Genomic DNA, 25,332 nt, shown 5'->3' on the forward strand with positions numbered 1-25,332 from the left:
AGCCATTGCTAATTATTTTAAAGAAAATTGATTTAAGGTATTTATACGTCGAAAAAAAATGAGATCGCTTGTAAAGCCTGAGCATTATTTAATATTTATGAGATTAATTGGAATCATTTGTATATTTTGGGGAGTTGCTTCAATAGTCTTTGATAATTAAGAAGGGGATTATTTTCTTTTCCAAAGGAGAAATGTAAAAATAAAATTCAAAACAGAAAATAAAACTAAAATGAGGATCGAAGTCTCATAAAACTTTTCTTCAAAAGAAAAGTTGAAGCCTTCATTGTTGTGGCTTTGTGTTTGTAGATATATTTTATTCAATTATAATTTTAAGCAATTCAGATCAGGCCTTGCAACGGAATATTAGAGCAAAACAAGGTCCGATAAATTTCGAAATAGCATGTATACGTAAGCTAATGTATTATTAATTTTATTTCATTTAGTCTCAAACTCACAATTTATGTAAAATGCAGATTATGATTTTTGTTACTGCGGTATGTGTTTTACTCAGCCGCGGACTTAAGCGTCGCGATATCAATCTTCTGCATTTTGAGCATAGCCTGAGTAGCGCGTTCGGCCTTTGCTCGATCTTTATGAGTCACAAGTTGCAAAAGAATTTTAGGGGTCACCTGCCACCACATACCATATTTGTCCCGAAGCCAACCGCACATACTTTCTTTACCGCCCCCTGCGAGAAGAGCGTTCCAGTAATAATCGATTTCTTTTTGCGTGTCTACACTGATCATGAATGAGACACCCCAACTGAACTGAAAATCAGGGCCGCCATTGTAGGCAAAAAACTTTTGGCCGTTCAGAATAAAGTCGGCCTGCATTGAGTTTGCAGTGAGTATTTTGGATTTCTTGAATATTGATACATAGAATTTTGCTACTTCTTCGGTGTTCGCGTTGAACATGAGAAAGGGCGTGATGCTGTGAGAGGGGGCGCTCATGTATTCGATTTTCGTTCCGCCTGATTTTGGATTTGTCGGACTGCTTTTCTTCTTTGATACCGCCATGTTTTTTCTCCTTTTTGTCGAGTTTCATCTTTAAAATAGTATTCAGATATTGTGTTGATTTAAACGAAAATATCAAAGTATAAAAAAACTGGAAAGTTTTAATTTAGGGCCTGTCTAAAGCCTTGGAATATAGGAGCCTCGACGAGAACTTAACAGTTATAAAATATGTTCGAAAGCTACCAAAGGGACGTAATTTGTGGGAACTTCTATATTTTATTGCGAACTTGCGAATGATTGTAAACTGATTTCTTTTAAGATTTTGGGATATACTCTTATTAAAAAAGAGTCAGAAAATTAAACAATCAAAACTTGACGACATTTTGTAATAATACGAGTTTGTATATGTAAAATGCAGTTTCAAAGCAGATAGTTAACCGTAATTGATACGACGACTATTTTTCCCAAAACACATCGCGAGTAACTTTTTCATCACACCAAGAACAAGTGCAGATTGACATAGGAACAGAGCGCGTTCACATGCGAAAACTCCACCATGATTGAACAAAAAACCAACCGAGCATTCGCGCACGCAGTTTGTAAATCTTATAGTCTGAAATAGTTATTGCACCTCCCGGTAATAAAGAAGGAAGACCGGGCAACCAACCCATAACCGCCCAAAATTACTCTATACCTGCAAAATTTCCGTTAATGGGTCGTTCGATCACAAATATAGACAGAATTACCGAAAAAGGCATAAGCCTTAGAGGCGCATAATTTTCTTCATATTCCATTTGAATGACAACTAAAGATAAGTAAAATTATTGACACATTATTTATATAGCTATATGATTATATAAATATATACATGCATAATCTTGACGTCACCTTTGCGGCACTCGCTGACTCCACCCGTCGCGCCATCCTCATGCGCCTTGCGAAAGGCGAAATGACAGTCATGGAGTTGGCCAAACCTTTCAAAATGAGTCAACCCGCAATCTCTCGGCACCTTAAAGTTCTTGAGCAGGCAGGCCTCATTTCGACAACTATCCGAGCACAAGAGCGACCGCGTCGACTTGAGACCACGCCGCTTAAAAAAGCCGCCGATTGGATTGAGAAATACCGTCAGATGTGGGAAAAACGGTACCAGGCACTTGATGCGCTGCTTGTAGAATTACAAACAATACAAACTCAAGGAGATCAACAAAAATGAAAACGAATCAAAAAGAAGTAAAAATAGAACTTAGAGGTGAAACCGAAATTGTATTCACGCGCTATTTTGCCGCACGTCGTGAATTGGTATTCGACTGTCACACTAAACCCGAATTGATGCGCCGATGGCTAATGGGTCCTGAAGGTATGGTGCTTGATACTTGCGAGGTTGATCTTAAAGTTGGGGGTAAATACCTATTTGTTTATGCGGATGCAAAGGGAAATAGGTTTGGGATTTATGGGAAATTTCGGGAAGTGATTGTACCTGAAAAAGTAGTTAATACCGAGAATTATGCCATGGACATGTCGACTTTCAATTCGAATGCTGAAGAAGACCCGAACGCTATGGTAGAGGCGCGAACCTTCATAACTGAAGGCGATGAGACTTTGATGACACACACCTGCAAATATTCTTCAGCCGAAATGCGCACGATGGCACTGGAAACGAACATGGTTGATGGCATGGGAGCGTTTTACCAACCGCTGGATAAACTCTTATTAGAAATCGTGTAACCAAACCTCGCTAAAAATAATCGCCTAATGAATCATAGGGATCGATTCCCGAGAGTTTGGCACACTGAATTAACGAATAAAACCCTGCTGGCAGAAGTCCCTTCTGGATAATCGGAGAAGAGCCAATTTTTTCTACCGATCACAAAAGGACGAATATCGTTCTCGACGAGATTCGTATCAAGTTGCAACTCAAGCATGATTCAAGAAAATAAAAAACTTTTCCCACTAACCGGCAAGATACGAAAGAGCTTTCCCCATCGAAGACTTAGAACCGGTCTCAAAACTGCTTGTACTCTTAAAGTGTAAAAATATATCTGTGAAATGGACAAATATTATTCAGAGATTCCAGATGTTCTTTGGAAAAAGATATCGCCATTGATCCCTAAAGATAAGCCGAACCCGAAAGGAGGTCGGCATCGTGTATCAGCAAGAGTAGTAATGGCCGGATAATGTATCGAATGAAAACAGGATGTCAGTAGCGTGCAATTCCAAATGACTTTGGATCGGGTCAAACTTGTCATAGAAGATTTCAAGAATGGGAACGTGCAGGAGTATTCAAAAAGATCTATAAGTTCATTTTAAAATATTATGATGTGGAAAATAAAATAGCTTGGGATTGGGCCTCAATGGATTCCACGATGGTTAAAGCTATCAAAGGGGGAGTTTGACGGGAAAAAACCTACGGATTGTGCTAAATATGGGCTTAAGTTAAGCGGCATCTTCTTACAGATGGAAATGGGATTCCTCTGGCAATTACGTTGAGTGGAGCGAATGTTCATGACAAGCACAACGTAAAAGATACGTTGAATTCAATTCTAATATTTTCGGGAAAAAACCGAAAAATTTATGTTTAGATAAAGGTTATGATTTCAAAGATATAAAAGCATTAATCAAAAGTAGAGGCATTCGATTTCATATTCGGAAAAAAAGTGAGAAACCTCTCTCATCGGTAAATATAAAGGAAAGCCGAGATGCTGGGTAGTTGAAAGAACTAACAGTTGGTACAATCGATTCAGAACCATTTTAATTCGTTGGGAAAGAAAATCTGAAAATTATCTCTCATCCCTTTATCTTACAAGCTCTATCATTGTTTTTAAAAAGTTTACAGAATCCGCACTGAAAAGTTAAAAACTATTCTTGCCGTACGTCGCTGTTGAAATTATATGGAAATCCAAATTTAAACTTCGGCAAAGATTGAGTTTTGGGACAAATCGTTGATCAAAAAACAAAATTAGGACAATAGAATATGAATCCAATCATTCAAAATGTAATAGCGGTTATTGCAGGTGCGGTTTTCGGTAGTATTGTAAACATGGGCATCATCATGATCAGCGGTCATATTATACCTCCGCCGGATGGGGCCGATGTGACTACAATGGAAGGGCTGAAAGCATCCATGCATTTATTCCAGCCTAGACATTTTATTTTGCCCTTTTTAGCTCACGCTCTTGGAACATTTGCAGGAGCGTTTCTAACTGCAATGGTCAGTAAAAATCATAAGATTAAGTTTGCTTTAGTGGTAGGTATTCTTTTCTTAGCAGGAGGCATCGCAAATATTATAATGCTACCATCGCCGGTATGGTTTACCGTACTAGATTTGATAGGAGCCTATGTACCAACAAGTTATCTTGCAGGCAAGTTGTCACATAGATAAACTATCAATATAGAAGATCGGTATGTATTCTAAATTTAAAAATATACCTAAAATATTTCGTTTGCCTTTTTGGAATCCGGAAACGTCCATGGACTCGTTTCAAATTAGAATTTCTTGGATTGGAGAATTTATGAAAAAGATATCGATGATACTGATTGTCGTCTGTATAAGCGGGTTAGGCTCTTATTGTGGTAAAAATCAACCGAATCGAACAAAGGGAGTGATTGCGTTTATAAAAGGAGAAGTTTCCGTTCAAAGAGGAGAGCAAAATTTAAAAGCGACCGTTTCTCAGGAAATTTTAAACGGAGATATAGTCATAACGGGAGCTAAGTCAGTAGCTTCGCTTGTTTTCAGCGGGAATTCCTACTTGATTGAAATTCAATCGGATTCCCGATTTCAAGTAAAGGAAGAGGGTGATGAAAAAACCTTTTTTCAAGACAAAGGAAGTTCTTGGATCTTAACGAACAAGTTAGTGAAAGGAGAGAAAATGAGTCTTCATACGCCGACGACAACTGCGGGAGTGAGAGGAACGAAATTTTATACTTCGGTCTACGGAGATATGACGTTTACCTGTCATTGTGAGGGTCACATAGAATTGGAAAACAATCAAAATCATACTAAAAAAATCAACGATTCCGATTATTTATCCGTAACAAAAGGGAATAAAACGATTTATATCACTCCAAGTGATTTACAAAAATTGAATGTTCCTTATGTGCACAATCACAGTGAAATCGAGGATTCTCCGGTAGGCGGGCAAAACAAAATGACTCTCGAACAGTTTCAGGCTATAAACGAGTTGGTAAAAAAGAAACTGGAGTCCCTCTAATACCTGAAAAAAGCGACTTAAAGTTTAGGTCTTTCGGGTCGGTTCGCAAAGTAGCGGTTTGATTCTGAATTTGGAGAATCTTTCCGCTCAATATATGTTTTTCAATAGATCAATTGAAGAATAACTTTTGTATCTCTTTGTATATTAATATTTCCAAACAAAACATTATATTGAACTAGGAAGGTTATTATTGAAAATTATATAACAAATGCTCCAGGGGTTGTTCTACGTCTAAACGAAACGTGGATTGATTTCAAAATTTATGGTGCGGATCAGTAGAAAAAATTGAGTATTCTTCTACTGTGTATATTTGTCCTTATAAAAGGAACGCTCTTACCAAGGTTTATAGTCTAATCTTCTCTTATTATAAAGTGAAATTATTTCTATTATAGTGGTTCGATGATTTTTAAGATGTTATAAATACCACATAAAATTACTTTTGTTACGAAATAACTTTTTGTGTGTGCGGTACACTTATATAAGCAGTACGTCCTTCTACTAAATTATATTTTTTGAATAGCAAAAGAAACTGTTTTTGTCAAATGTTCGTATTTTTTCCATTCTGTACTCAGAAACTGAATTAAAAAGCTCAGATCGACTACGTTTTACAATATGGATTCTCAAGTTTTATTTTGGTAAATGATGAAAAAGAATTTGGATATCTTTTTCGATAGAACTTGTATTATCGATCTATTAAAGCGCTATTATCCATCCATGGTATTGAGGTGATCAAGTTGCAATTCAAAACTTACACTAATGCACAAGTTGAAAACGTAAAAATCAAGAAGAGGATACTCTTTTCGCTCTTAGCAATCATTTTTGTTTTGCTGTTATTTTTTCTTGTTTATGAAAATCTGAGAATGAAAAAAGAAATTGACCGAGTCGTCGGTATGAGAACCCGCGTGATGAAGGATTATATTCGTAGGGTCGGTTCACAAACGAGAGCACTTGGGTTATCGATTTCGGATTACTTAACCTTTTACGAAGATACATCTGCAAATCCAAGTCTCGTTAAAAAATTCAAAAATTATCCAAATATAAACAGGTTTGGAATTCCCCATATCAGTCGGGAAAATAAGGAAGGAGCTGATTCGGGAACTCTTACCGCAATTGGTTCGGTTTATAAATTGAATCCTTCTCTTCTCAAAGAAATTGAGGCCGCTCTGAATTTAAGAGGACAATTCGAGTCTTTGACGGAAAAACAAAGCGAAGTTGTCTGGGCTTACTATTTATCTAAACAAAAGTTCCTTTATATTACTCCGAAATTTAAGGATGAAAATTATTATTTTACCGATGACCTTTATTCGGGTCCGTATTGGACTCAGGCGGCCCCTCAAATCAATCCGACCGGACGTCAAATTATAACCGATCTTTACGATGACCTTGCAGGAAAAGGGCTGATGATTACGATTTCCGAACCCGTTTACGTAAATGAGAAATTCATCGGCGTCGCTTCGATCGATATAGGTTTGGACGCGATGCAAAGAATTTTGGAAAGCGGAGATTGTATCGGCGAAAGTATGCTCATTGATGAAAATGGAAAAATCATAGCGAAATCCGGAACTTTTAAGTTAGATACCAGGCTCCCTCTTTCGGTGATTTCCATGATTATGGAACCGCAAGACTCGTTTTTCGTCGAAAAAGGAAGTTTCTGGGTTGGAAACAAAATTAAGGATGAAGAAATTTGGCTCGTTCATGAAATTAAGATATTTGAATATATTATTTATATAATAAAGAATCTTCTTCCTTTTTGGGTGCTTGTGTTTACGTTTTTCATTGTGCTCATACTGTATGTCAAGTTGCGTTCTTCGATGAATCAAGTGTCCAAATTGATTCACACAGATCCATTGACTGGAATCTGGAATCGGAGGGGCTTCTTAAAATTGACCCAGAGGTCCCTTGCCATTGGAAATCGGCACGGAAAGGACTGGACGATTTTGCTGGTGGATATCGATCATTTCAAACAGGTGAACGATAAGTTCGGACATGATACCGGAGATAAAACGTTAATAAAAGTCGCTCAAGTGCTTAGTCGTTCGATTCGCCAAACTGATGCGGTTTGTCGTTGGGGTGGGGAGGAGTTTGCTATCTTTTTATTTGGAGCCGGTCAGAAAGCTTCTACCGACATCGCCGAAGATCTGCGCAAAGAGGTGGAAAACCAAGTTCGTTTAGACGATGGAAATCCGGTAACGTTGAGTATTGGAGTTTCACAAGGCATGTTGGATTTGGAGGAAGCCTTTGTAAATGCAGATCAGGCGTTGTATCGAGCAAAATCTTCGGGTAGAAACCGAGTTTGTGCTTTTGATCCGAAAGTATTTTCCCATTCAGATTTGAAAAATTAAATTGTATCAGAATTTTAAATTCGTTTTGAATCTTTCGTAAATCGATATTCTCAATTCAGATTATAACTCTACAAAAATTAAGACCTCAAATTTCCTTTTAATTTTAGATCCAAAATAAAAAATAACCAAAGTTTTTAACGCACAATTGATAGAAAAAGAATTTTTAAATTCAATGTTAGTTGATGGAAACTTCTGCATCATAATAATTGCGCAATTAGGTCTGGTAATAACGGAGATAAATTGATTCTTCTTAAGGGAAGTATCTGTTTTGAGGTTAGAATTGTTGGATCTTTTTTAAGAACTAGAGAGAATGAAATTTAAAATAAAGATGAACTACGATGGGAAATGACGAATTCATTCAAAATACAAATTTGAATATCAAGCCGGTTATATTGGTAATAGACGATGAAGTTGTCATATTGAAGAGTATCAAGTGTGCAATTCAACTCAGCTTTGGAAGCCGGTTCGAAATAGAAATCGCGGAAGATGCAGATTCTGCCATGGAAATTTTGGAGAGATGTAAATCCGAACAAATCGACGTTCCTTTGGTCATTTGTGATCAAGTGTTACGTGAAAAAAGAGGAGACGAACTACTGATTCAAATTCATCAAGAGTATCCTCAAATCTATAAAGTAATGCTTACGGGTTATGCTTCTGCAAAAACCCTTGGAAATGCTCTGAATAAAGCAAATCTTTATCGATATCTTTCAAAACCCTGGGATTCCGAGGATTTGATATTGACCATTTCCGAGGCGGTAAAAGCTTACTTTCAAAATCGAAAGGTGGCCGAACTCAGTTCTAAATTGGAAGAAACGTATCTGTTCAATCGCGAGACCTTGTTTCCGAATTTCGAAAATTTAAAACGAAGAATTGATCAAAGACTGATTGAAAACGAAAGTTCCAGTCTTGCTCTCATTCGAATAGAGTCTTTTAGTTCCATCGCTGAAAATTTCGGGATCGAAACATATCGTAAAATGTTATCCGAATTCTTATCCGTCCTTAATTGTTTTATAAGAGGTTACAACGGAGAAATTTTTCATATTTACGACAACATGATTGCGATTCTGGCGAAAATTGAAGAGGATCGCTTCTATTCTTTACTTAGTGCCGTTCGTATCTTTCTCAGATCCGAATGCATCGAAGTGGATGGGATTTCTTTTCAGGTTAAAATTTCGATCGGAGTCTCATCGGACCAATCGGACGTATATGACAAGGCAAGACTTGCAATGATGACTGCGAGTAATGATTCTTCCGTTGAATATGTATCTTATTCGGAAGCGACCAACAAGGTGGACCGAATCTATGCAAATCTTAAATTGGGTAGGAAATTCAACGAAGCTTTGAATGCGGGGAATGTTATTCCTTACTTCCAGGGGATTTACGATAACAAGCTGAAAAGAATTACGAAATACGAATGTTTAGCGAGAATTATAGAAGGCGGGCAGATTTATAATCCCGCGATGTTTATTCCAATCGCAAAATCTACGGGGCTGATTCGATTACTCACTCCTTTAATGGTTGAAAAAACGTTTAAATATTTTTCGAAACATTCCGAATATTCTTTTTCCATTAATATTTCCGAATCCGATTTGGATAAGAAAGGGTTTCCACTTTGGGTGATGAATCGACTTTTGCATTACAGAATATCTCCGGATCGGGTGATTTTTGAAATTCTAGAAAACGATCGTTGGAATGGGTCTTCCAATTCTACTCGTTCTCTTCAAGAATTGAAAGAAATCGGTTGTAAAATTGCGATTGATGATTTCGGGGTGGAGCGTTCCAACTTTGAAAGACTGATGGAAATTCAACCGGATTTTATCAAAATAGACGGCAAATTTATACAAGGAATTCATGAAAATCAAACTTCATATCGATTGGCTGCCGCGATAACGGAAATGGCTCATACAATTGGTGCTAAGGTAGTCGCCGAGTTCGTATCCAAAGAAGAGGAGTTGGAGGCGGTGAAATCTTTGGATATAGACTATTCACAAGGGTATTATTTAATGGAGCCTGCGGAAGAAATCGTTTATGCGGAAACGATTTTAAACTTAGTTTGAATTTCTAATTGATTTTCACGAAATAGTTTCTTGGTTTTCTCATATCTGAGGAAAATTAAAATTTGGTAAGTTTGCAATTTTAATTTTGCACCTCATACTATAAGCTGAAAAGCATTTCGTAAACGATTCAAATATACTCCTTATAAACACAAAGATACTTTTAAAAAAATCTCTTTGTGTTTTGGGGGCCAAGAATGAATCAGACTGTAACAATCGAACACGAATTAAAGGAACTACAGGTCAATACGATTCGTTATAAACTTTTAGTAATCGAATTTGCAGGCATGGTCAATCATGAAACTCTAAGGGGAATTCCGGCTAAACTCAGTTCTATCTTTTATGAGATGGAGGGAATGTTGATATTGGACATCAGAAGAGTGACTAATCTCAATTCGGAATTTGTGCGGGCTTTTACAGGAATTTTACATATAATCTCCGAAAGGTTTACTCGATATTTTATCATGACGGCAGATCAAAAGATTTATAACTGGATTATGAATTATAATAAACTGAGAGAGGTCAAACCGGTGACGGATTTTGACGAGCTCAAAGAAGCTTTGGAATTAGATTCTTTAATTCAGGAGTTTGAATTCTAAAATCAGAAAGCTATTTCGTGATTCAATATAATTTTATTCATCTTATATTCTGAAGAGAACTCTTTAAGAGAATAAGTTATGATGTTTCTTGTAGAAGGGAACTCACTCTATTACACTCGTCTATCTGGTTTCGTTCGTAATAACGAGCCAGATAGATAATTTTAAAATCTTTTTCATTTTCAAAAAATAAATTTCTTCTTTTATACTTATTCAAATGCCCATATAAAATCTTTTCTCTTTTCTGTGTTTGTTTGATTCAAAAAGATTCGTATTTGTTTGAAGTATGTTCATTCATAGATTGTTTTAAAATTTAGAGAGTTGAAATAAAAAGCTTTACTTGATGCTGATCAGGAAAAGTGAGTTACTGGATTTATTTTCTATTTCAATACAATGGCCTTAAAGTTTGATTTCAAATGATTTTTCAATAAAACTATTTTTCTAAAAATTCAAAATAAAACCCCCTCTCACGTATGCTCGCTATCACTTCCGGATAAATTTTTAAGAAAGATGATGAAGCATTCGCATCTTTTGGATTCTTGAGTTCAGATTATAACTAGGGGGGATTCAGACTTAAAATTTTGCTATGATAGACGGAAAAGATTTTGGCGGACGTATAACAACTGCTCGGCTAATTAGCTCCTATATCTCCATAAACAAAGCACTGAGTCTATTTGGTTAATTTGTATTTGTTAGCCAAGTAGATTTTTTTTTGCCTCTTATGCTTTGAAAATCGATGACCCTATTAGATGAGATTTCTTGCTCTGTATCGAAATCCATGATTTGAAAAAAAAGAATGTGATTATCCGTATCAGGATGAGAATGTGAAATCAGATTCTTAAGTTGTGAGTTGCCTTTTTCGTTTTCAATCCCATGTATAAAAATATTAAAAACCGTATCAAAAGCACTCGAAATGGAAAAGGTGGTTTCTGATAAATACTTTGGGTTGACGACTCCGTCCAAAGCGGCAATGAGCGTGTCGATTGTTAGTTCTCGATTGAGTTCTTTTCGAAAAATTCCGCTATCTTGTCCTTCTTTTATTATGTCTGCTAGTCTTTTAAGTCTTTCTTTGCGAAATTCCTTCATCATCATAAAAAGATCGGGGCGTAAGTTTTGTATGTCGTTTATAAATGGTTTTCCCATTTTGGAGCCGAGTTCAGTGATGATGAGTAGAATCTCGTTAAGTTTTTCTCTAGGATTTTTGGATTTGTCTTTGATGATCGCTTCGTGTTGAGTCGTAATTCTTTCTTTCAAAAAATTGAATACGGCGTTGATCAATTTTTCCTTCGCATCGTAATAACGATAAAGGGTTCGTTTACTGATTCCTATGTGTTTTGCGATTTCATCGGTGTTTGTTTTAGCAAAACCCGCGGAAAGAAATAAACGCATCGTTTTTTCGAGAATTTTTTCAATCATGTTGGAAAGTTATTTTGTATCCTAGCCATTCGACTTGAAATTATTACTCAATGCTTCGACTTTTTGAGAATTTATAGGCGCATTCAAATGCTCGTTCTTAGATCCGTCTGTTAAAAAAGTATTTGTTCTGAGTCCTTTTGGAGAGTAGCCGGTCCATTTTTTGCAAGCTCTGTGAAAAGACGTATAAGAATTAAATCCGCATTCGAAAGCGATATCCAATAAATTCATATGTTGCTTTTCCACGAGAAGTCGAATTGCGTCGTTTATTCTATTTTGATTGATGAAATCCGAAAAACCTATGTTCTTATAATTGTTTAGGTAAAAGGAAGCTTGGTGTAGGCTAATTCCCAAATAAGCTGAAAGGTCAATTAAGCGAATGCTATCATCTGCATAAAGTTTTTCTTGAATAAAACCTTTGATTCTATCTTCTGCACGTTTTAGGTCGTCTTCTTTGAGAAGATTTTTTTCTTCCGCTGTATATTCACTAGATTCGAAAACTTCCATTTCCGATTTTGGGTTTGTTTGTTCTATGACTTCTTGAATTTCCAGGTTTAGAATCGGCTTTTGCACGTCCGTTTCATTCTGGATTTTTATTTTTCTTTTTAAAAGGTAGAGAATAAAAATGGAAAACATGTAAGTATAATATGAAATGTTATTCCAATAAACGTTATAAAACAAGGTTCCAATTAGATTTAACAAAGCTCCAAACCCAATTCCCCCAAGGATTGGCAGTAAGGAATAATATTCTTTTTTGAAATTTCGGAAATGGATCAAATAGCCCGATTCTAAAACGGTGAAAGCGCAAACTCCGAAACAAAAAAGTTCCCCTGTAATTACCATGGAAAAGGATTTTTCAAAGTACATTAGAAATAAAAAAGAGAGAACGATCGCAAATGCCGCGTTTCTAAGAATAATTTGGTAGGATACTTGAATTCCAAGAATCGTCAGTATGACAAGCCGAAGTAGTAGAAAAGAATAAACCGAGATTCCACAGATCAGAGAGATCAATTTAAATTTAGATAGGTCTGCGGAAGTCGTTATTTCTGGGATTGTCTGATTCCAGATCGCTAAATAAACGACGAAGAAAAATACAAACGTGAAAAAGATGTTTTTTTCAATTAACCTTTGTGGGGCGAATTTTTTTAAAAAGATTTGTCCTTCGAAATCCGGTAAGATTTTCAAATTATAAATGTAGTTTAGGAAATTCTGGATGAGTGTATTCATGAACGATGAGCTCTTTAATGTTGTAGGATTTGAATTTTCAAATCGAGAACCTCTGATTTGGTCTCGTTTTCTTTCTACTTTGATTGTTATTTATCTTTTTTATTAATGCAGAGATATGTTTTCGTTTTATTTTGCTAATTTGCAAAGAGTGAAATATATAATTTAAGAATCGATTTAGAATTACAAAATTTCGATATATCAATTCGATTATTTGTAAAATGCAAATTTTTCTAAAATGCAATGAAATCATGTGAATATGAATAGTTCTTCTATAACTTGAATCATTTGAATCAAAGAACAAGTTGTCTTGAGCGTTCCTTAAGAAATGATTCTATTAGCCATGTCTTGGAAGGGGTAGTATTAGTAAACTAAAAAATTGACAATCAGTTTCCCCTATGTCAGATAGGCATTCTATTTATGTTATAAATGTGTCTTTATCTTGACATTGCGGCTTTATCATTTCTTTAAATTTTTTTTTTCTAAAGAAATAAACTTTTATGAAAATTCTAGTTCCATTTAAAGCTCTTCTAAATTGAAAAATTCTTATAAAAACAAGCTCATCTTGAAGATAAAAAGTTAGGACCTTACTCTTATCTTAAAAATCAGATTGAAAATTTATCTTTTTATTGTGGCTATTCTGAAAGTTGCTAGCTTAAATAATCAGTTTTTATAATATAATTTGGTGCCTGATTAACTTTCATGGCATGCTTCCCGAACAAAGGTCCAGGGCATGAAAAAGATAAAAAGAATTGCCGCAAAATTCGATACCACAGGTAGCTTTGTATTTATTGTGATTGAAAACTTAATCCTTTTACTTTGCCGAGATTGAAAAGAATTTCATTCTTCTATTTTAGAAAAAAACGGGATTTTAATTTTGGGAATTGATGAGTTGTTTTCTGAATTCTCTCGGAGATTTTCCTGTAAATTTTACACAAGCTCTGTGAAACGAAGATGCCGAATTAAAACCGCATTCTAACGCAACTTGTAATAAGTTCATGTGTGACTTATCGCGAAGGTTCCGTTTTACATCCTCGATCCGATTCATGTTCAAAAAATCCGCGAATTTCATGGACATGTGTTTATTGAGATAATAAGAGGCTTGGTGTGTGGAAAGTCCGAGATAAGAAGCAAAATCCGGCAAACGAAGTTCTTCATCCGCGTAACCTCTCACTTGGAGAAAGGAATTGATTCTTTCTTCGATCTTATCTAATTCCACACCTTCCAAAATATTTCTAGTAGATTCTGCCTGATCCTCTTCGGATTCGATTAAATTATTATCCATCGGAAAATCCGAAAAGGCTTGGTTATCTGCGGGTGCTTTATTATCACCGTAAGCTTTACTGAAAAGAACAGGGAAGAAACGTTCGATTAAGGTAATATAAGCAATCATAAACCCGGGAATGAGTTCTGAGAACATAAGCATTTTTGTAGAACTCGTCAAGGTTCCGACCAAATCCAAAATCAATGAAGAAGTGATAACGAGTGTGATAAACGGAAAGTTAAAAAATACATTTGCTTTTTTGGAAGAATGAATTTTGAAGATGGCCCATCCGGATGCGTAAAGTGTAATTAGAATTGTTGCCGAATCACAAAGACAAATGTAAATCGTACCCGATAAAAAAAACACACCTACCATTGTAATTGGGATGATGGCGGTCAGTCTTTTGCAGTAATACCAAGGATTCTCCAAACCATCAAGAATGAACATTATACAAATTAAAACCGCAGCCGAGGCATAAAGAACTAAACCGAAGTAAGCTCCTAGAAACATGGGGTCTTTCGTCAATCTTGGATCGGTTTCTTGCGGAAAAATTACTTTATTGTTAGTCATCAGGAAGATGCTTACACTCAAAAGAATTGTACCATATGCTTTGCTGAATTCGTCCCTTCTCCCGGCGTAGAGTTTGGTGATAGCCATTACGATTCCCGTTCCGACCCCGGCTGCGTGAGCGTAAAATAAATTAATTTCTGAGAATATGATATCGAATAAGGTATTTGTATTTAACATTTGAATTGATTCCTGAAACGAAAAAATTTTTGCAAACGCTGAGTTGTAATTTTATGGAATTTTTGCGGCAACTGAGTTCCGTAGAGACGTTTTATTTCCATTTATTCCATTATAACTTTCGTTTTTGAACGAAGTCATCGGTAAATATAATTTGAAAACAAGAAAATTATAAATATCAGATATTCTATTTTGGAATTTATTTTAATCTGAAATGGAATTGCGAATGGCTCATGGGAATTTCGCCCGAAAATGCCCGGTTTTAAACTCGATTTAATCATAGATAAAGTTTGGTTTCTGAAGGAACATCTGTCGTCGGCGAAGATTGGAAGTGAATCACCTTTGTTTGAGTTTCTCGGAATTGTTTCGGAGACATTCCGGTCTCTTTAAGAAAGGCCTTATAAAAAGAGGAATTCGAATTGAAACCGACCGCGATTCCAACGGAAACGACGGAGCGAGACGGGTCATTGATGAGCATTGATTTTGCTTCCTCGACGCGAAATCGATTGATGTAATTGTTAAAATTCATGCCAAGATGATTATTCAAGAAGAAAGAAAGTTGGTGTACGGAGATTCCAAGTTCTTCGGAAACATCTGGGAGGCGAATGTCTTCGTCCAAGTAAATTCTTTCCTCTTTAATGATGTGGACCAGTTTTTTTTCAAGAGCGTTGATGTCCACGTCATGTAGAAGAGAACGTTTAACGAAGTTTTTTCCGGGTTCTAAGAAGAAAAAATCCAGTAAATTGGGATGAATTAAGGTAAGGAAATAATAAAAAATAACCGTAAATGTTGTATGTACGCTGGAAAGAAGTATTAAGGATTTATTTTCAAACATAATTCCGAGGATTTCCAGGGGAATACATAGGGATATCAAAACGACTAAGATAAGAATCTTTCTAAAGTTGACCGTGGAAGATTCGTATTTCTTGTCGATAAAGACGTTTGCAATTGCAATTACAAAGTAAACGAAAACGTATAAATCCGCTGCAAAAAGAAAAAATTGGAGTTCTTTACTACCTTCTTGTTCGTAAAAAGTAAGGATCGGAAGACTAAGGATAAACGGACCTAAAAGATTTGAGTAATAAATCAAAGGAAGTTTCGAATACTTTTTGAAACTCATCGTTGAAATTAAAAATACAAGAGTTCCACTGGCGGCTAAAGCTACGATATCAATTAAAAAGAGAGATTTTCGTAACCAAGTTTGGGAGATCATATTCAAGCTGAATTCGTCCACAAACTGAAAAATCGCGGTAAGAATTAAGACTGATGAAATCAGATAATCTATTTGTTTTTTTGCCCGAATCCAACTTCCAATTCCTAAAACTAAAGCAAAGCCGGCTCCAAATCTTATTAAACTCAATAAGATTTCTTTATTTAGCATCGAATCTAAAATATTCATCATAATCCATTATCCGCTTTTTGGTCTCTTTAATTTATTTGTTTAGAAAACAAAAACACGTCTCTAATTAAAGTTTGATGAACTCACTATATTTCAATCAATAGATTCATTTTTAAATTGAATGTAATTTGGTCTATTCAAATTCAATTTAAACGAATCATTTTATATACGAATGTGGAAATGACATTTAAATTGTAAAAGAAATTTTGAATATTCGTTAATACTTTTATTTTGACTAACAACTTTATAGGTAAAGATTTCTTCCGATTAAGAATATTCCCTTTTGTGTGTAAAATGTTTGAGGATTTATCATTGAATTAACTTTATATGAGTCTCTTTATAATATAGAAAATGTTTATTGTAATAAATTATAACTTATTTTTAGATTAATACTCAAACAGCAAACAGTGCGATCAAAATATGATTTTTATTTTTTGAAAAGTTATTAAAAGTTTTTTGAAACATTAATCGGAAATTAGAATAAAAATCAATTAATATATTGTATCTAACGCTACAACGTTAATTGGAATTTAAAAAGTCTCTCTCTTAGTTTGTAGTAACTCTGTTGAAAGATGTTCAAAATAATGTCGAATTAAAGAATTAAATTATGCTATTTTATATTTTGATAAGTATGATTCATATAGAATTCATAGAAATCTAAGATTAAATTTTTATATAACCGATATAAAATTAAAAATTTGTTTGTTGATGAAAACGAGTTGGATATGAATGCAAGTCAAGCTATGAAAGCGCCTGTTAATTTGTAAGTAGTATAAAATTAAAAGGAACAGAGCTAAGGATTTATGAAGTTGGGGATGAAAGGAAGATTTTATTCCTGTTTGCGGTTGGAAACTTTTTCAGTTTGTTTAAAAAATCATTTCCAAGTGAGTTTGTAAAAGTAGATTTAGAAATAGGGGAGTGGGATATCGTTTTGTTTGGTGATTTATAGTCTTGGTTTGATGTGACTATTCAAAAAGATATCTCTCATTTTCGATCATAATACGGAAATTACTCATTTTTGTTTTTGTAAAAGACTTTACTCTACAATTTTTTCAATAGAGACCTGAGTTCCCGGATTTTTATGCTTAGAATTGAGAATTCATCCTGATTATTGTAAATTGAATCGAATTTCTTTTGAACTTTAGATTATAAGATGAAAAGAAAAAATGAATTTCTACGATACAATGAGTCTATGATTTCTGAATACAGCGATCTTTTTATTGAAAATAAAATTCATTCACCGGATATATTTAGTTATTCGCTGTATAATTTTGAAGGGAAACAACTCTATTCAGAACCGAGCTACAATTCCTTATTGAATTCGGATTTAAAGCTCAAGAAGGCGGTCGAAAGATTTATCGATTATGGCAATAGGCACTCGAATGTTTCAGGGCTTCGAAGATTTAAAAATGATAGAAGCATTCAATTTATGGTTCGATCGGAGAATGACCGGATTTACAAAGTCGATTTTGAAATCAATCCAAAGGGTAGCTATATACTTGTACATATCGAATCTACTGCAAGGAATTTATCCTATTCTGAAAAACACAAAATTCAAAGATTTCGTTCTTTAAAACACGATTTAGTTCGTACTTTAAAACTGGAAAAAACATATTTCTATCTCGTTAATATTGAAATTTACAATCATCCATTCCTTCATAAATACGAAACTCAGATTTACGAAGCTGTTTTCTTGGATTTACATGCTGAATTTTTAACTATCACGAATAACCAAAACGTCGGTTTTCGTATTTCCACAAATCAGATTTTTTTTGCATATCAAATCAACAAGCCAGATGTGGACATCAATTGGATCCCTTCGAGTTTGATTTCTTATATGAAGAATACGATCCAGATTGAAAATTACGAGTTTCATTTGAAGCTTTCTATCGGAGGATTTCATACTTCCGAAACGGATACCAGTCCTCTCAATATTCTCAAGGGTTTAAAAACGAATCTTAGAAAAGTGATCGACTCTCCTTTTAGTCGGTATGCGACCCAGAATCAAAATGACTCTTCCAATTTGATTGCAACGTATTTATCTCTCAGAAACTCGGTGCATAAAAAAGAACTTCTTCTATATTATCAGCCGATTGTGAATTCGGAAACCAAAAATCTACATTCCTTAGAAGCACTTTCACGTTGGAATCATTCCGTTAAAGGGATGATTAGTCCGGATATTTTTATTCCTTTAGCGGAAGAATCGGGTTTGATCAGTTCGATTGGGGCTTGGGTGATTCAAAATGCACTTTTAGATTTATCTCAAATTCAAAAAAATGAATCTTTATCTTCCAATTCTTTAATTTCAATCAATATATCGCCATTTCAGTTGAAAAATCCTGAATTTGCGGACAACTTAATTTCTTACTTTTCGAAATTGAATCTCTTTCCGAATTCTGTTGTTCTTGAAATAACGGAAAGTCGTTATGAAGAAACAGCTTTGATCATCGAACAAATGGCAATTTTAAAACGTTTTGGTTTTCAAATCGCGATCGATGATTTTGGAATAGGAAACTCTAATTTTTCCAGGATTGAAAAAATCGAATGTGATTACGTAAAATTAGACAAAAGTTTAGTCATCGGTGTCGATGCCAATCAAAGTAAGAGAAGCATTTTGAAGGCGATTTCTCAAGTTCTTTTATCCCTTGGAAAACAAACGGTTTTTGAAGGGATTGAAAGTGCGGAGCTAGAGAGTATTGCAATCGATTATGGGGCAAACTTTTTGCAAGGATTTCACTATGGAAAACCGACTCAAATTACGGATCTTTCTTCCTTTCAGTTATAGGAAAAAATTGTAATTTGATAATGTATTTGTAATAAATTGAGATCTATCTTAAAAATCTCGTTTCGATTGTGATAGAAATTTCTTTGCAATTGTTTCGACAAATGATCTCGTTAAAAAATTGCTCATTACTAACATTAAGCCTTGCTTGGACAGACTCTTAAGTAAATTATCTTTTCTCGATATTACCGAATATTACTCTACTCGTTGATTTTGATTCACTTAGTCCTCGAATGATTCGAAACATAATGTATTTTCTATTTCTCAGTTCCGTAGCAAATACTTACATTTAAATCTTCTCAATCTTAAATAAAAACTTTATACATTTCTATTTTGATAATTTTCTATTTCATTTTGAAACACTTTGTTGTATCGGGAAGTCGGAGAGGTAAGAATTGTTTTCTTTTACAGAATTATCAAAGTGAAGTATTAAAATTTCAATTATAGATTCGAATTGATAAATTAGAAAAGTGTAAAATCTTAAATGTATAGGGGGTTTTGTAAATTCAGAAGAGCCAATAATAAAAAAGTGTTCCTTTTATAGGATGCGGTGAATGAGGTAAATGGATTTTATAAACTATAAATGCGCTGAGTGTTTCGGGTTATCTTAAAGTTTGAAAGGTTTTATAGAATTGTGTCTTAAAACATTCGGTTCAAGGAATTTTTCCACATATTGGTTTTGATCTTTGAAATGATTTTTAATGAATGTAGGACGATTGGGTTGGGAATTTTTGTGTTCTATCTCCAATATAACTGGAGTTTAAAGTGTTGTGCATTTCCAGTCTTTGATCACTCAAATCAAAGGACTGAATGTGTTTTCTATTTTTGAAGGTTCAAAATTAATATGAATCTAATCATTAGTTCTAATCCAGTTTATGAAGAAGAAAATTTGAATTTTAAAACGGAAAGAAAGAGGAGGGGAATAAAAGAGAAGTTGAACGTGCAAAACGAAATAGGTGTATGTTTTTAGAAACGGATCGGGTTGTAGAAGAAACTAAGTTTGTCGGTTGAAGACAGTAAAGTAATTTGATCATACATAAAAGTCCAAAATCTTAATCTTATTATTTCTTTATTTAAGTTGGTCTGATTTCGACTTCGAATCAGAGCAGAAGGAACGAGATTTGCGTATAACTTAACAACTTACCATGATTTGTGCAAATGTTCGAAATTATATGTTCTATCTTATGTGTAAAACTGTAAAATTTAAAATATGAGGGTACCAATGCAGGTCAGTAATGAGTTTGTTGCATTCAATGTGCATGGAATAACTATCAAAGTGATGTTGATCAAATTGTCGGGGATCGTCGATAATCGTTCTATCATGAACGTTCGCGATGTTATTTTATCGATTTTAGATGAGCTTACTGGACTTTATATTTTGGATTTGAATGAGATTGAGAATGAAGAATTTATCAATCTGACTAACTTTAGGAAGATGCTCTCGGATTTTATTCGTGCGAATCATAATTGTATTATATTATCTAAATGTAAGAAATTGGAGTTGTGGATTGAAAATTATTCCGTTTTCAACGGGGTTTATCTGGCTAAAAACAATACGGAATTGATTCAGGTTTTGAATGAAAAAGTTCCAAGTGACGCCTTCCTGGAAGATACGAACGACGAACCCGATATTCGATTGCATCTGGATTACCTGATCAAAGACGGATACTAATTCTTGCTATCTTTTTTGATTTCCTTATAGATAGAGGACGAATTCTATAATTTATCAGACCGAATTATAAAAAACTCATTGTAGTAATCTTTCTTAAACTCAAAATTGCTTCGAGTTTAAGAAAGTTAGGCGAACGAATCCGATCAATATGTCATTGCTTTATCGACCGCTTCGTCCAAATCAATCGACATAGTGATAAGTTTATCTAATCGAGTTAATTCGAAAATTTTACCAATCGAACTTGGAATCGAATAAACAATCAAGGCGCCTTTGAGTTGTTTCATCAATTTAGCTTGCGTGCTGATAAGGACCGCAAGTCCCGAGGAATCGATATGAGCCGTAGCTGATAAGTCTAATAAAAGAACTTTGGCTCCTTCGTCGATTTTCAAATTGAATAAATCTTTAAGTTTTTTTGAAGAAAAAATATTTATTTCCCCGTTCGTTTTTACAATCGTAACATACGGTTTTAGTAGATGATTTACGTGAGAATTCGATATGACCTCTACGGATAACTCGTCCTTTGAATTGTTTGTTGTTTCCATTTTTGTTTTCCTAAAAGTTAATGTTGATTTTCATTTCAATTTTTTGATCCTTTTCTATCGAATGTAGATTTGGATTTGCCGGATTTACAGGGACTTCCTGAAAGAAAAAAGAAAATGTGGCCGGGAAAGTAAGTAATGCAGTGTTAAACAAATAGGTACATGCCAATGATATTAGAAAAAGTTGATTTAAATTTTTATGTTTATTAAATTCCCCGTTTGATTGTTCCGCCCAAAGAACGGAGCCGTCGCTTTGAGGAATCAATAACGGACTTTTCCCTTGCGTATTTTTCGCCTCTATATATTCGTAGACGCTTCCTGCCGCAAAAATTGCGGTTAATCCCATCAAGGTAAATCCGCTTTTTGTATGTCCTTGTCTCTTGAGATAATAACCCGGTATTAAATAATCCAGAATTGTGATCGATTGGATTTCTTTTTCTTTCGGAAGATCCTTTTTTTCTTCGGTAGTCTTATAAAACAAAGATACAATTTCTTCTTTTGGAATAAGGGTCGGAGTTGCATCAGACTCGTTTTGAACGGAAATCGTTTCGTCCTTTACACTTTGAATGGGTGACAGAATTTCCTTTTTGTCCTTAGAAGTAATCCGTATTTGGAAACGGGTTTTGGAAAGTTGTTCTAAAATTCTCGTAGACGGTTCTTCAATACTGATCGATTCCAAATCTTTGAAGGAAGTCCGGAGATAGCGGTTATTTTCATCGATGTAATAAAGTGTGTTAACGTTGAGCTTGATAAGTTTGAGATTACATTTCGGTTCCGGTTGTTCTTTAAAATGCATACAAAGATGATTTCCCGCTTCTTCGAAAAATAATTCGGCTATATCTTTTTTGAAAATTTTGATGTCTTCTCCTTCCGTTGTGATGATGATATAATCCGATGTTCCTTCAGTTTCTTTAAGATCTCCCGAAACTTGTTCTCCCGATTTTAGGATCACCCGATGTGCTTGAAGTTGGGCTGTTAAAAAGATAAATAATAAAATATATATTAGAATTTTTCTCATTTCGACAACTCGATTTGAATCGGAGAGCTCAGACTGATTTTCTTTTTGGAATTTTTTTCGATCAAGGTAATGGATTGATCATCTTCAAAGATCGCTTTTAGAAATGGGATTTTTTCCTTGTTTTGAATGAATAAAAGTTTACGCGAATTCTTGATAGAATTTTTCATAACGGTGATTGAGTCGATCGTATAAGTGGCAAGAGTAATTGGGAAATGGGCCGAAAAAAGTTTGGTTTCGTCTCCATCTATGATGATTTTGTCTCCGTAAACGGGAACGGAATCGGAGACTTGGATTGCAATATAATTTTTAGCCTCGGATTTCGCTTCCTCTTCCGCTTTTTTTAAAAATGCTTCCGACTTGGAAACAACTTCTTGAATTTCGGAACTCAGAAGACTTTTCTTTTCGTCAGTGTGACTGGTTTTATCTGGATTGGATAAATTGTCTTCCACATTTGTTCGCTTTAATTTTTCGGAAGAAGCTTTGATTTCTGTTGCTTCGCTTGTGTCTCCGAGCCTTTCCGCATTCTTGTCGGAGATTTTTACGATTTCATTTCCCGCATTGTAATAATGACCCAACATCATGAGTCTACGATTTGCTTTGATTGCGATTTCCTTATCCGTATTGGAAAAGGCGAGTTTTGCATATTCGGTAATTGCTACGTTTTGATTTCCCGTTTTTTCGAAAGAGTATGCTTGGATGTACTTCATCTCAGCGGAAGTCATCTCCGATTTTGCGAACTCTTCCAAAACCTTGGGGTAATTTCCTTTTGCGAAGTAGGCTCTCGCTCTGGATTCAGGACTGTCGAAATTTTCCTCGATTTCTTTAGCACTCTGTTTTGATTTTTGTACGATTGCAATTAAAATCTCTGCGTCGTTTGCGAATACGCTTCCGGGATTGTTTTCCAAAACCGATTCCAAATCTTTGAGGGCGTGGTCAAATTCCCCTTGAACCGCGAGACAAAAACCTTGATGCAAAAGGATGAACCCACTTTCGTCGGTTCCTTTGGCAAATGTTTTTAACGATTCTCCATAAGCTTGATAAGCCTCTTTAAAAGCTTGATTTCTTTCTAGTGTGAAGGCGTGTTCCAAAAGACGAATTTTGGTCGAACTGATCTCGAAGTCTATCGGAGGTTTGCCCGTGACAAAACGGACCGAATTGATCAAAACAGATCCGAAGTTTTGTAAAATTCCCACGCTGAATTTTTCTAACTGATTACTTTCAATCAAAGAACTCTGTAGATTGTTCAGGTTCATCTCCGCTCTGATGTTTTCTCTGTTAGAAAGAATGCTTTCGAACTTTGACCTTAGAATTTCGCTTGAGAACGAAAAATTAAAAAGTTTTCTTTTTTCAAGGGTTACCTTTAACTCGTAGAGTTTTGTATCGAGTACAATCAAACCGAAAACGACGATCAATAGAAATCCAAGAATTGCGATGAAAAGACTCTTTTTCATTTTAAGTGATCTCTAAAATCCCGAAAGTGACGTCGTCAGGAAACACGTTCGCAAAGGAATGGATTTCATTTCGGATTTTTTCCGTTAGTTCTTCCGTTGGTAGAGTTGCGTATTTTTGAAAAGTATTCAAAAGACGATCGTCTCCGAATTGTTCGGTCGTTTCATTCGTCGCGTCCAGAACCCCGTCAGTATAAACAAGAATCTTATCACCCGGAGACGTTTTGATTTTTAGAACACTGTATTCGTCCGGAATTCCGATTCCAAGAACAAATCCAGTCGATTCGAGTACTACAATTTTATTTTGTGCCTTGCGATAGTAATAGATTGGATTATGTCCAGCGCTACAGAAATAGGCGTATCCTCCTTCCTTTTCAAAAAGAATGAAAATTCCGGTCGCAAAGAAAGTTCCTTGTAAAGTTTCAAAAAGATTATCGCTAAGCCGGTTAAAGATATGTGCCGGGTTCACGGTTTCTTTCATGATGTTTTCCACATTGTAGTGAATAATGGAGGTGATCAGTGCGGCGGAGACGCCATGTCCGGTCGCATCCGCTAGAAAGAACGCGGTTCTTGTATCGCTGATTTCTATGATATCATAGATGTCTCCACTGACTTCCCGCATTGGTTGGTAAATGATCTCTACATTGACCAAATTGAATTTTTTTCTTTTTTCGGGAAGAAAGCATTCTTGAACGTTTTTACCGATTTCCAATTCTGTCTGGATTTGAGCGTTTTTAAGTTTGAGAGTATCAAATTGGGAAGAGATTTGTTCCGCCATTCCGTTGAACGTATTGCCTAACACGTCCAATTCATCGTGAGCGGAAACATTCCAGGATATTCTTGCATTCAGGTTTCCCGTAGCCATCGTTTCGCTGACTTCTTTCAAAAGAAAAAGACGCACGAAAATTTTTCGATAGAGAAAAATTCCGAAAAGAATGTGAAATGCAAAACCCCACACTAACAACAATCCGAGCTGTATATAAAGGGATCTGAGCCGATCCACCATTTCTTTCATCTTAATTTGAGAAATTAAGAACGTTTTCGGATTGAGATAGAAAATCAGATTTACAATAAAATGGTCGGTGTCGAGTTCTATATCATACGAAGTGTTCAAAGCCGCTTTGGCGTTGCTCATATTCGTAAGTTTTGTTTTGAGATCGGAAATGGAGGCTGTAACTCCACTTGAAAAAAGTGTGCGGGTTTTTTCCAAAGAATTGTCTTCGGCTGCAATTACAGAGAAGTTTGTGAGTCCGATGCTGAGGAGTTTGCTCTGAAATTCGTCGGCTTGAGAAGAATCCTCAAAGTTTGTGTTCCCGAAAGATTCTACTTTTTTAAGTATTTCCCTGGCAACCCGATCCGATTCCAAAGTAAAATTGGAGATTAGAAGATCCGTTTGATTTTCAAAAATCATGACCGCTACGAAAGTAAGATTTACAACGGTTAAAATCGTATAAATAACGATAATCTGTAGTCGGAGCGATTTTTTCATGGCCAAGGTTGATTATCGCCGTTTTGCGAGTCAAAATCATTGCATACTATAAAGTGAAGCCTTTAGTTTCCGGGACAAATACTGGATAATTTTTAGAACGTTGCATTAAAAAAGAGATCACACGGTTGTATTTTCAAGATACGGTTCGTCACTCTATTTCTTTTCAAGTTTCATTGCATTTTGAAAG

The 25,332-nt window shown here is 35.2% G+C and carries 20 protein-coding genes and 1 pseudogene; 11 read left to right on the top strand and 10 right to left on the bottom strand.

The annotated features are described in order from the left end of the window. Positions 1-503: 503 nt before the first annotated feature. Entirely contained in the window at positions 504-1,016 is a 513-nt protein-coding gene (locus LEP1GSC190_RS17815) for a VOC family protein (RefSeq protein ID WP_002749479.1), read from the bottom strand. 805 nt (positions 1,017-1,821) lie between these two features. On the opposite strand from LEP1GSC190_RS17815, the gene LEP1GSC190_RS17820 reads away from it, so the two are divergent. Both LEP1GSC190_RS17820 and LEP1GSC190_RS17825 read left to right on the top strand, forming a co-directional pair. Then, positions 1,822-2,166: an ArsR/SmtB family transcription factor gene (locus LEP1GSC190_RS17820; protein ID WP_036036920.1), complete on the top strand. Its 345-nt coding sequence runs from the start codon at positions 1,822-1,824 to the stop codon at positions 2,164-2,166. Beyond that, entirely contained in the window at positions 2,163-2,678 is a 516-nt protein-coding gene (locus LEP1GSC190_RS17825; RefSeq protein ID WP_002749375.1) for an SRPBCC domain-containing protein, read from the top strand. The genes LEP1GSC190_RS17820 and LEP1GSC190_RS17825 overlap by 4 nt, the downstream gene beginning before the upstream one ends. 10 nt (positions 2,679-2,688) lie before the next feature. On the opposite strand, the pseudogene LEP1GSC190_RS21250 reads toward LEP1GSC190_RS17825, so the two are convergent. After that, positions 2,689-2,957 (bottom strand): annotated as a pseudogene (locus LEP1GSC190_RS21250) (IS66 family transposase); the annotation flags it as partial. 206 nt (positions 2,958-3,163) lie between these two features. Between LEP1GSC190_RS21250 and LEP1GSC190_RS20870 the strand changes: the two are divergent. The 7 genes from LEP1GSC190_RS20870 to LEP1GSC190_RS17875 all read left to right on the top strand — a co-directional run bounded on the left by LEP1GSC190_RS20870 (position 3,164) and on the right by LEP1GSC190_RS17875 (position 10,156). Beyond that, positions 3,164-3,346, top strand: coding sequence for a transposase (locus LEP1GSC190_RS20870; RefSeq protein ID WP_086004819.1), 183 nt, complete (start codon positions 3,164-3,166; stop codon positions 3,344-3,346). Between the two features lie 90 nt (positions 3,347-3,436). Next, positions 3,437-3,532, top strand: coding sequence for a hypothetical protein (locus LEP1GSC190_RS20875; RefSeq protein WP_338034152.1), 96 nt, complete (start codon positions 3,437-3,439; stop codon positions 3,530-3,532). A gap of 392 nt (positions 3,533-3,924) precedes the next feature. Beyond that, entirely contained in the window at positions 3,925-4,332 is a 408-nt protein-coding gene (locus tag LEP1GSC190_RS17850; RefSeq protein WP_036048599.1) for a hypothetical protein, read from the top strand. Positions 4,333-4,420: 88 nt separating this feature from the next. Continuing rightward, entirely contained in the window at positions 4,421-5,161 is a 741-nt protein-coding gene (locus LEP1GSC190_RS17855) for a FecR family protein (RefSeq protein WP_173380621.1), read from the top strand. Positions 5,162-5,895: 734 nt separating this feature from the next. Then, entirely contained in the window at positions 5,896-7,503 is a 1,608-nt protein-coding gene (locus tag LEP1GSC190_RS17865; RefSeq protein WP_002749410.1) for a sensor domain-containing diguanylate cyclase, read from the top strand. A 338-nt stretch (positions 7,504-7,841) separates the two neighbouring features. After that, complete coding sequence (locus tag LEP1GSC190_RS17870) at positions 7,842-9,560, top strand: EAL domain-containing response regulator (RefSeq protein WP_002749331.1); 1,719 nt, start codon at positions 7,842-7,844, stop codon at positions 9,558-9,560. A gap of 194 nt (positions 9,561-9,754) precedes the next feature. Next, positions 9,755-10,156, top strand: a complete 402-nt coding sequence (locus LEP1GSC190_RS17875; protein ID WP_002749481.1) for a hypothetical protein — start codon at positions 9,755-9,757, stop codon at positions 10,154-10,156. A gap of 675 nt (positions 10,157-10,831) precedes the next feature. Here LEP1GSC190_RS17875 and LEP1GSC190_RS17880 read toward each other — a convergent pair. From LEP1GSC190_RS17880 to LEP1GSC190_RS17895, 4 genes are all read right to left on the bottom strand, one after another. Further along, positions 10,832-11,569, bottom strand: a complete 738-nt coding sequence (locus LEP1GSC190_RS17880; RefSeq protein ID WP_002749216.1) for a TetR/AcrR family transcriptional regulator — start codon at positions 11,567-11,569, stop codon at positions 10,832-10,834. Between the two features lie 21 nt (positions 11,570-11,590). Next, positions 11,591-12,760 (bottom strand): helix-turn-helix domain-containing protein, encoded by a 1,170-nt coding sequence (locus tag LEP1GSC190_RS17885; RefSeq protein WP_173380622.1) that lies wholly within the window; start codon positions 12,758-12,760, stop codon positions 11,591-11,593. Between the two features lie 901 nt (positions 12,761-13,661). Further along, entirely contained in the window at positions 13,662-14,801 is a 1,140-nt protein-coding gene (locus LEP1GSC190_RS17890) for a helix-turn-helix domain-containing protein (protein ID WP_002749254.1), read from the bottom strand. Between the two features lie 274 nt (positions 14,802-15,075). Continuing rightward, positions 15,076-16,197, bottom strand: a complete 1,122-nt coding sequence (locus LEP1GSC190_RS17895) for an AraC family transcriptional regulator (RefSeq protein WP_036036928.1) — start codon at positions 16,195-16,197, stop codon at positions 15,076-15,078. 1,192 nt (positions 16,198-17,389) lie between these two features. Between LEP1GSC190_RS17895 and LEP1GSC190_RS17900 the strand changes: the two genes are divergently transcribed. Further along, positions 17,390-18,982, top strand: a complete 1,593-nt coding sequence (locus LEP1GSC190_RS17900) for an EAL domain-containing protein (RefSeq protein WP_002749488.1) — start codon at positions 17,390-17,392, stop codon at positions 18,980-18,982. Positions 18,983-20,258: 1,276 nt separating this feature from the next. After that, complete coding sequence (locus tag LEP1GSC190_RS17905) at positions 20,259-20,651, top strand: hypothetical protein (protein WP_002764316.1); 393 nt, start codon at positions 20,259-20,261, stop codon at positions 20,649-20,651. Between the two features lie 143 nt (positions 20,652-20,794). Here LEP1GSC190_RS17905 and LEP1GSC190_RS17910 read toward each other — a convergent pair whose 3' ends face one another. From LEP1GSC190_RS17910 to LEP1GSC190_RS17925, 4 genes are read right to left on the bottom strand one after another with little or no spacing between them, the layout of a single operon-like run. Beyond that, positions 20,795-21,193 carry an STAS domain-containing protein gene (locus LEP1GSC190_RS17910; RefSeq protein WP_002749574.1) on the bottom strand — a complete coding sequence of 133 codons (399 nt, stop codon included), beginning with the start codon at positions 21,191-21,193 and terminating at the stop codon, positions 20,795-20,797. A gap of 10 nt (positions 21,194-21,203) precedes the next feature. Further along, on the bottom strand, positions 21,204-22,208 hold the full coding sequence (locus tag LEP1GSC190_RS17915; protein WP_002749509.1) for an LB_137 family protein: 1,005 nt from the start codon (positions 22,206-22,208) through the stop codon (positions 21,204-21,206). Next, positions 22,205-23,659, bottom strand: coding sequence for a tetratricopeptide repeat protein (locus LEP1GSC190_RS17920; RefSeq protein ID WP_002749529.1), 1,455 nt, complete (start codon positions 23,657-23,659; stop codon positions 22,205-22,207). The genes LEP1GSC190_RS17915 and LEP1GSC190_RS17920 overlap by 4 nt, the downstream gene beginning before the upstream one ends. Position 23,660: 1 nt before the next feature. Continuing rightward, complete coding sequence (locus LEP1GSC190_RS17925) at positions 23,661-25,145, bottom strand: SpoIIE family protein phosphatase (protein ID WP_036036925.1); 1,485 nt, start codon at positions 25,143-25,145, stop codon at positions 23,661-23,663. Between the last annotated feature and the right edge of the window lie 187 nt (positions 25,146-25,332).

It is taken from the genome of Leptospira mayottensis 200901116 (genome assembly GCF_000306675.2).
GTDB lineage: Bacteria > Spirochaetota > Leptospiria > Leptospirales > Leptospiraceae > Leptospira > Leptospira mayottensis.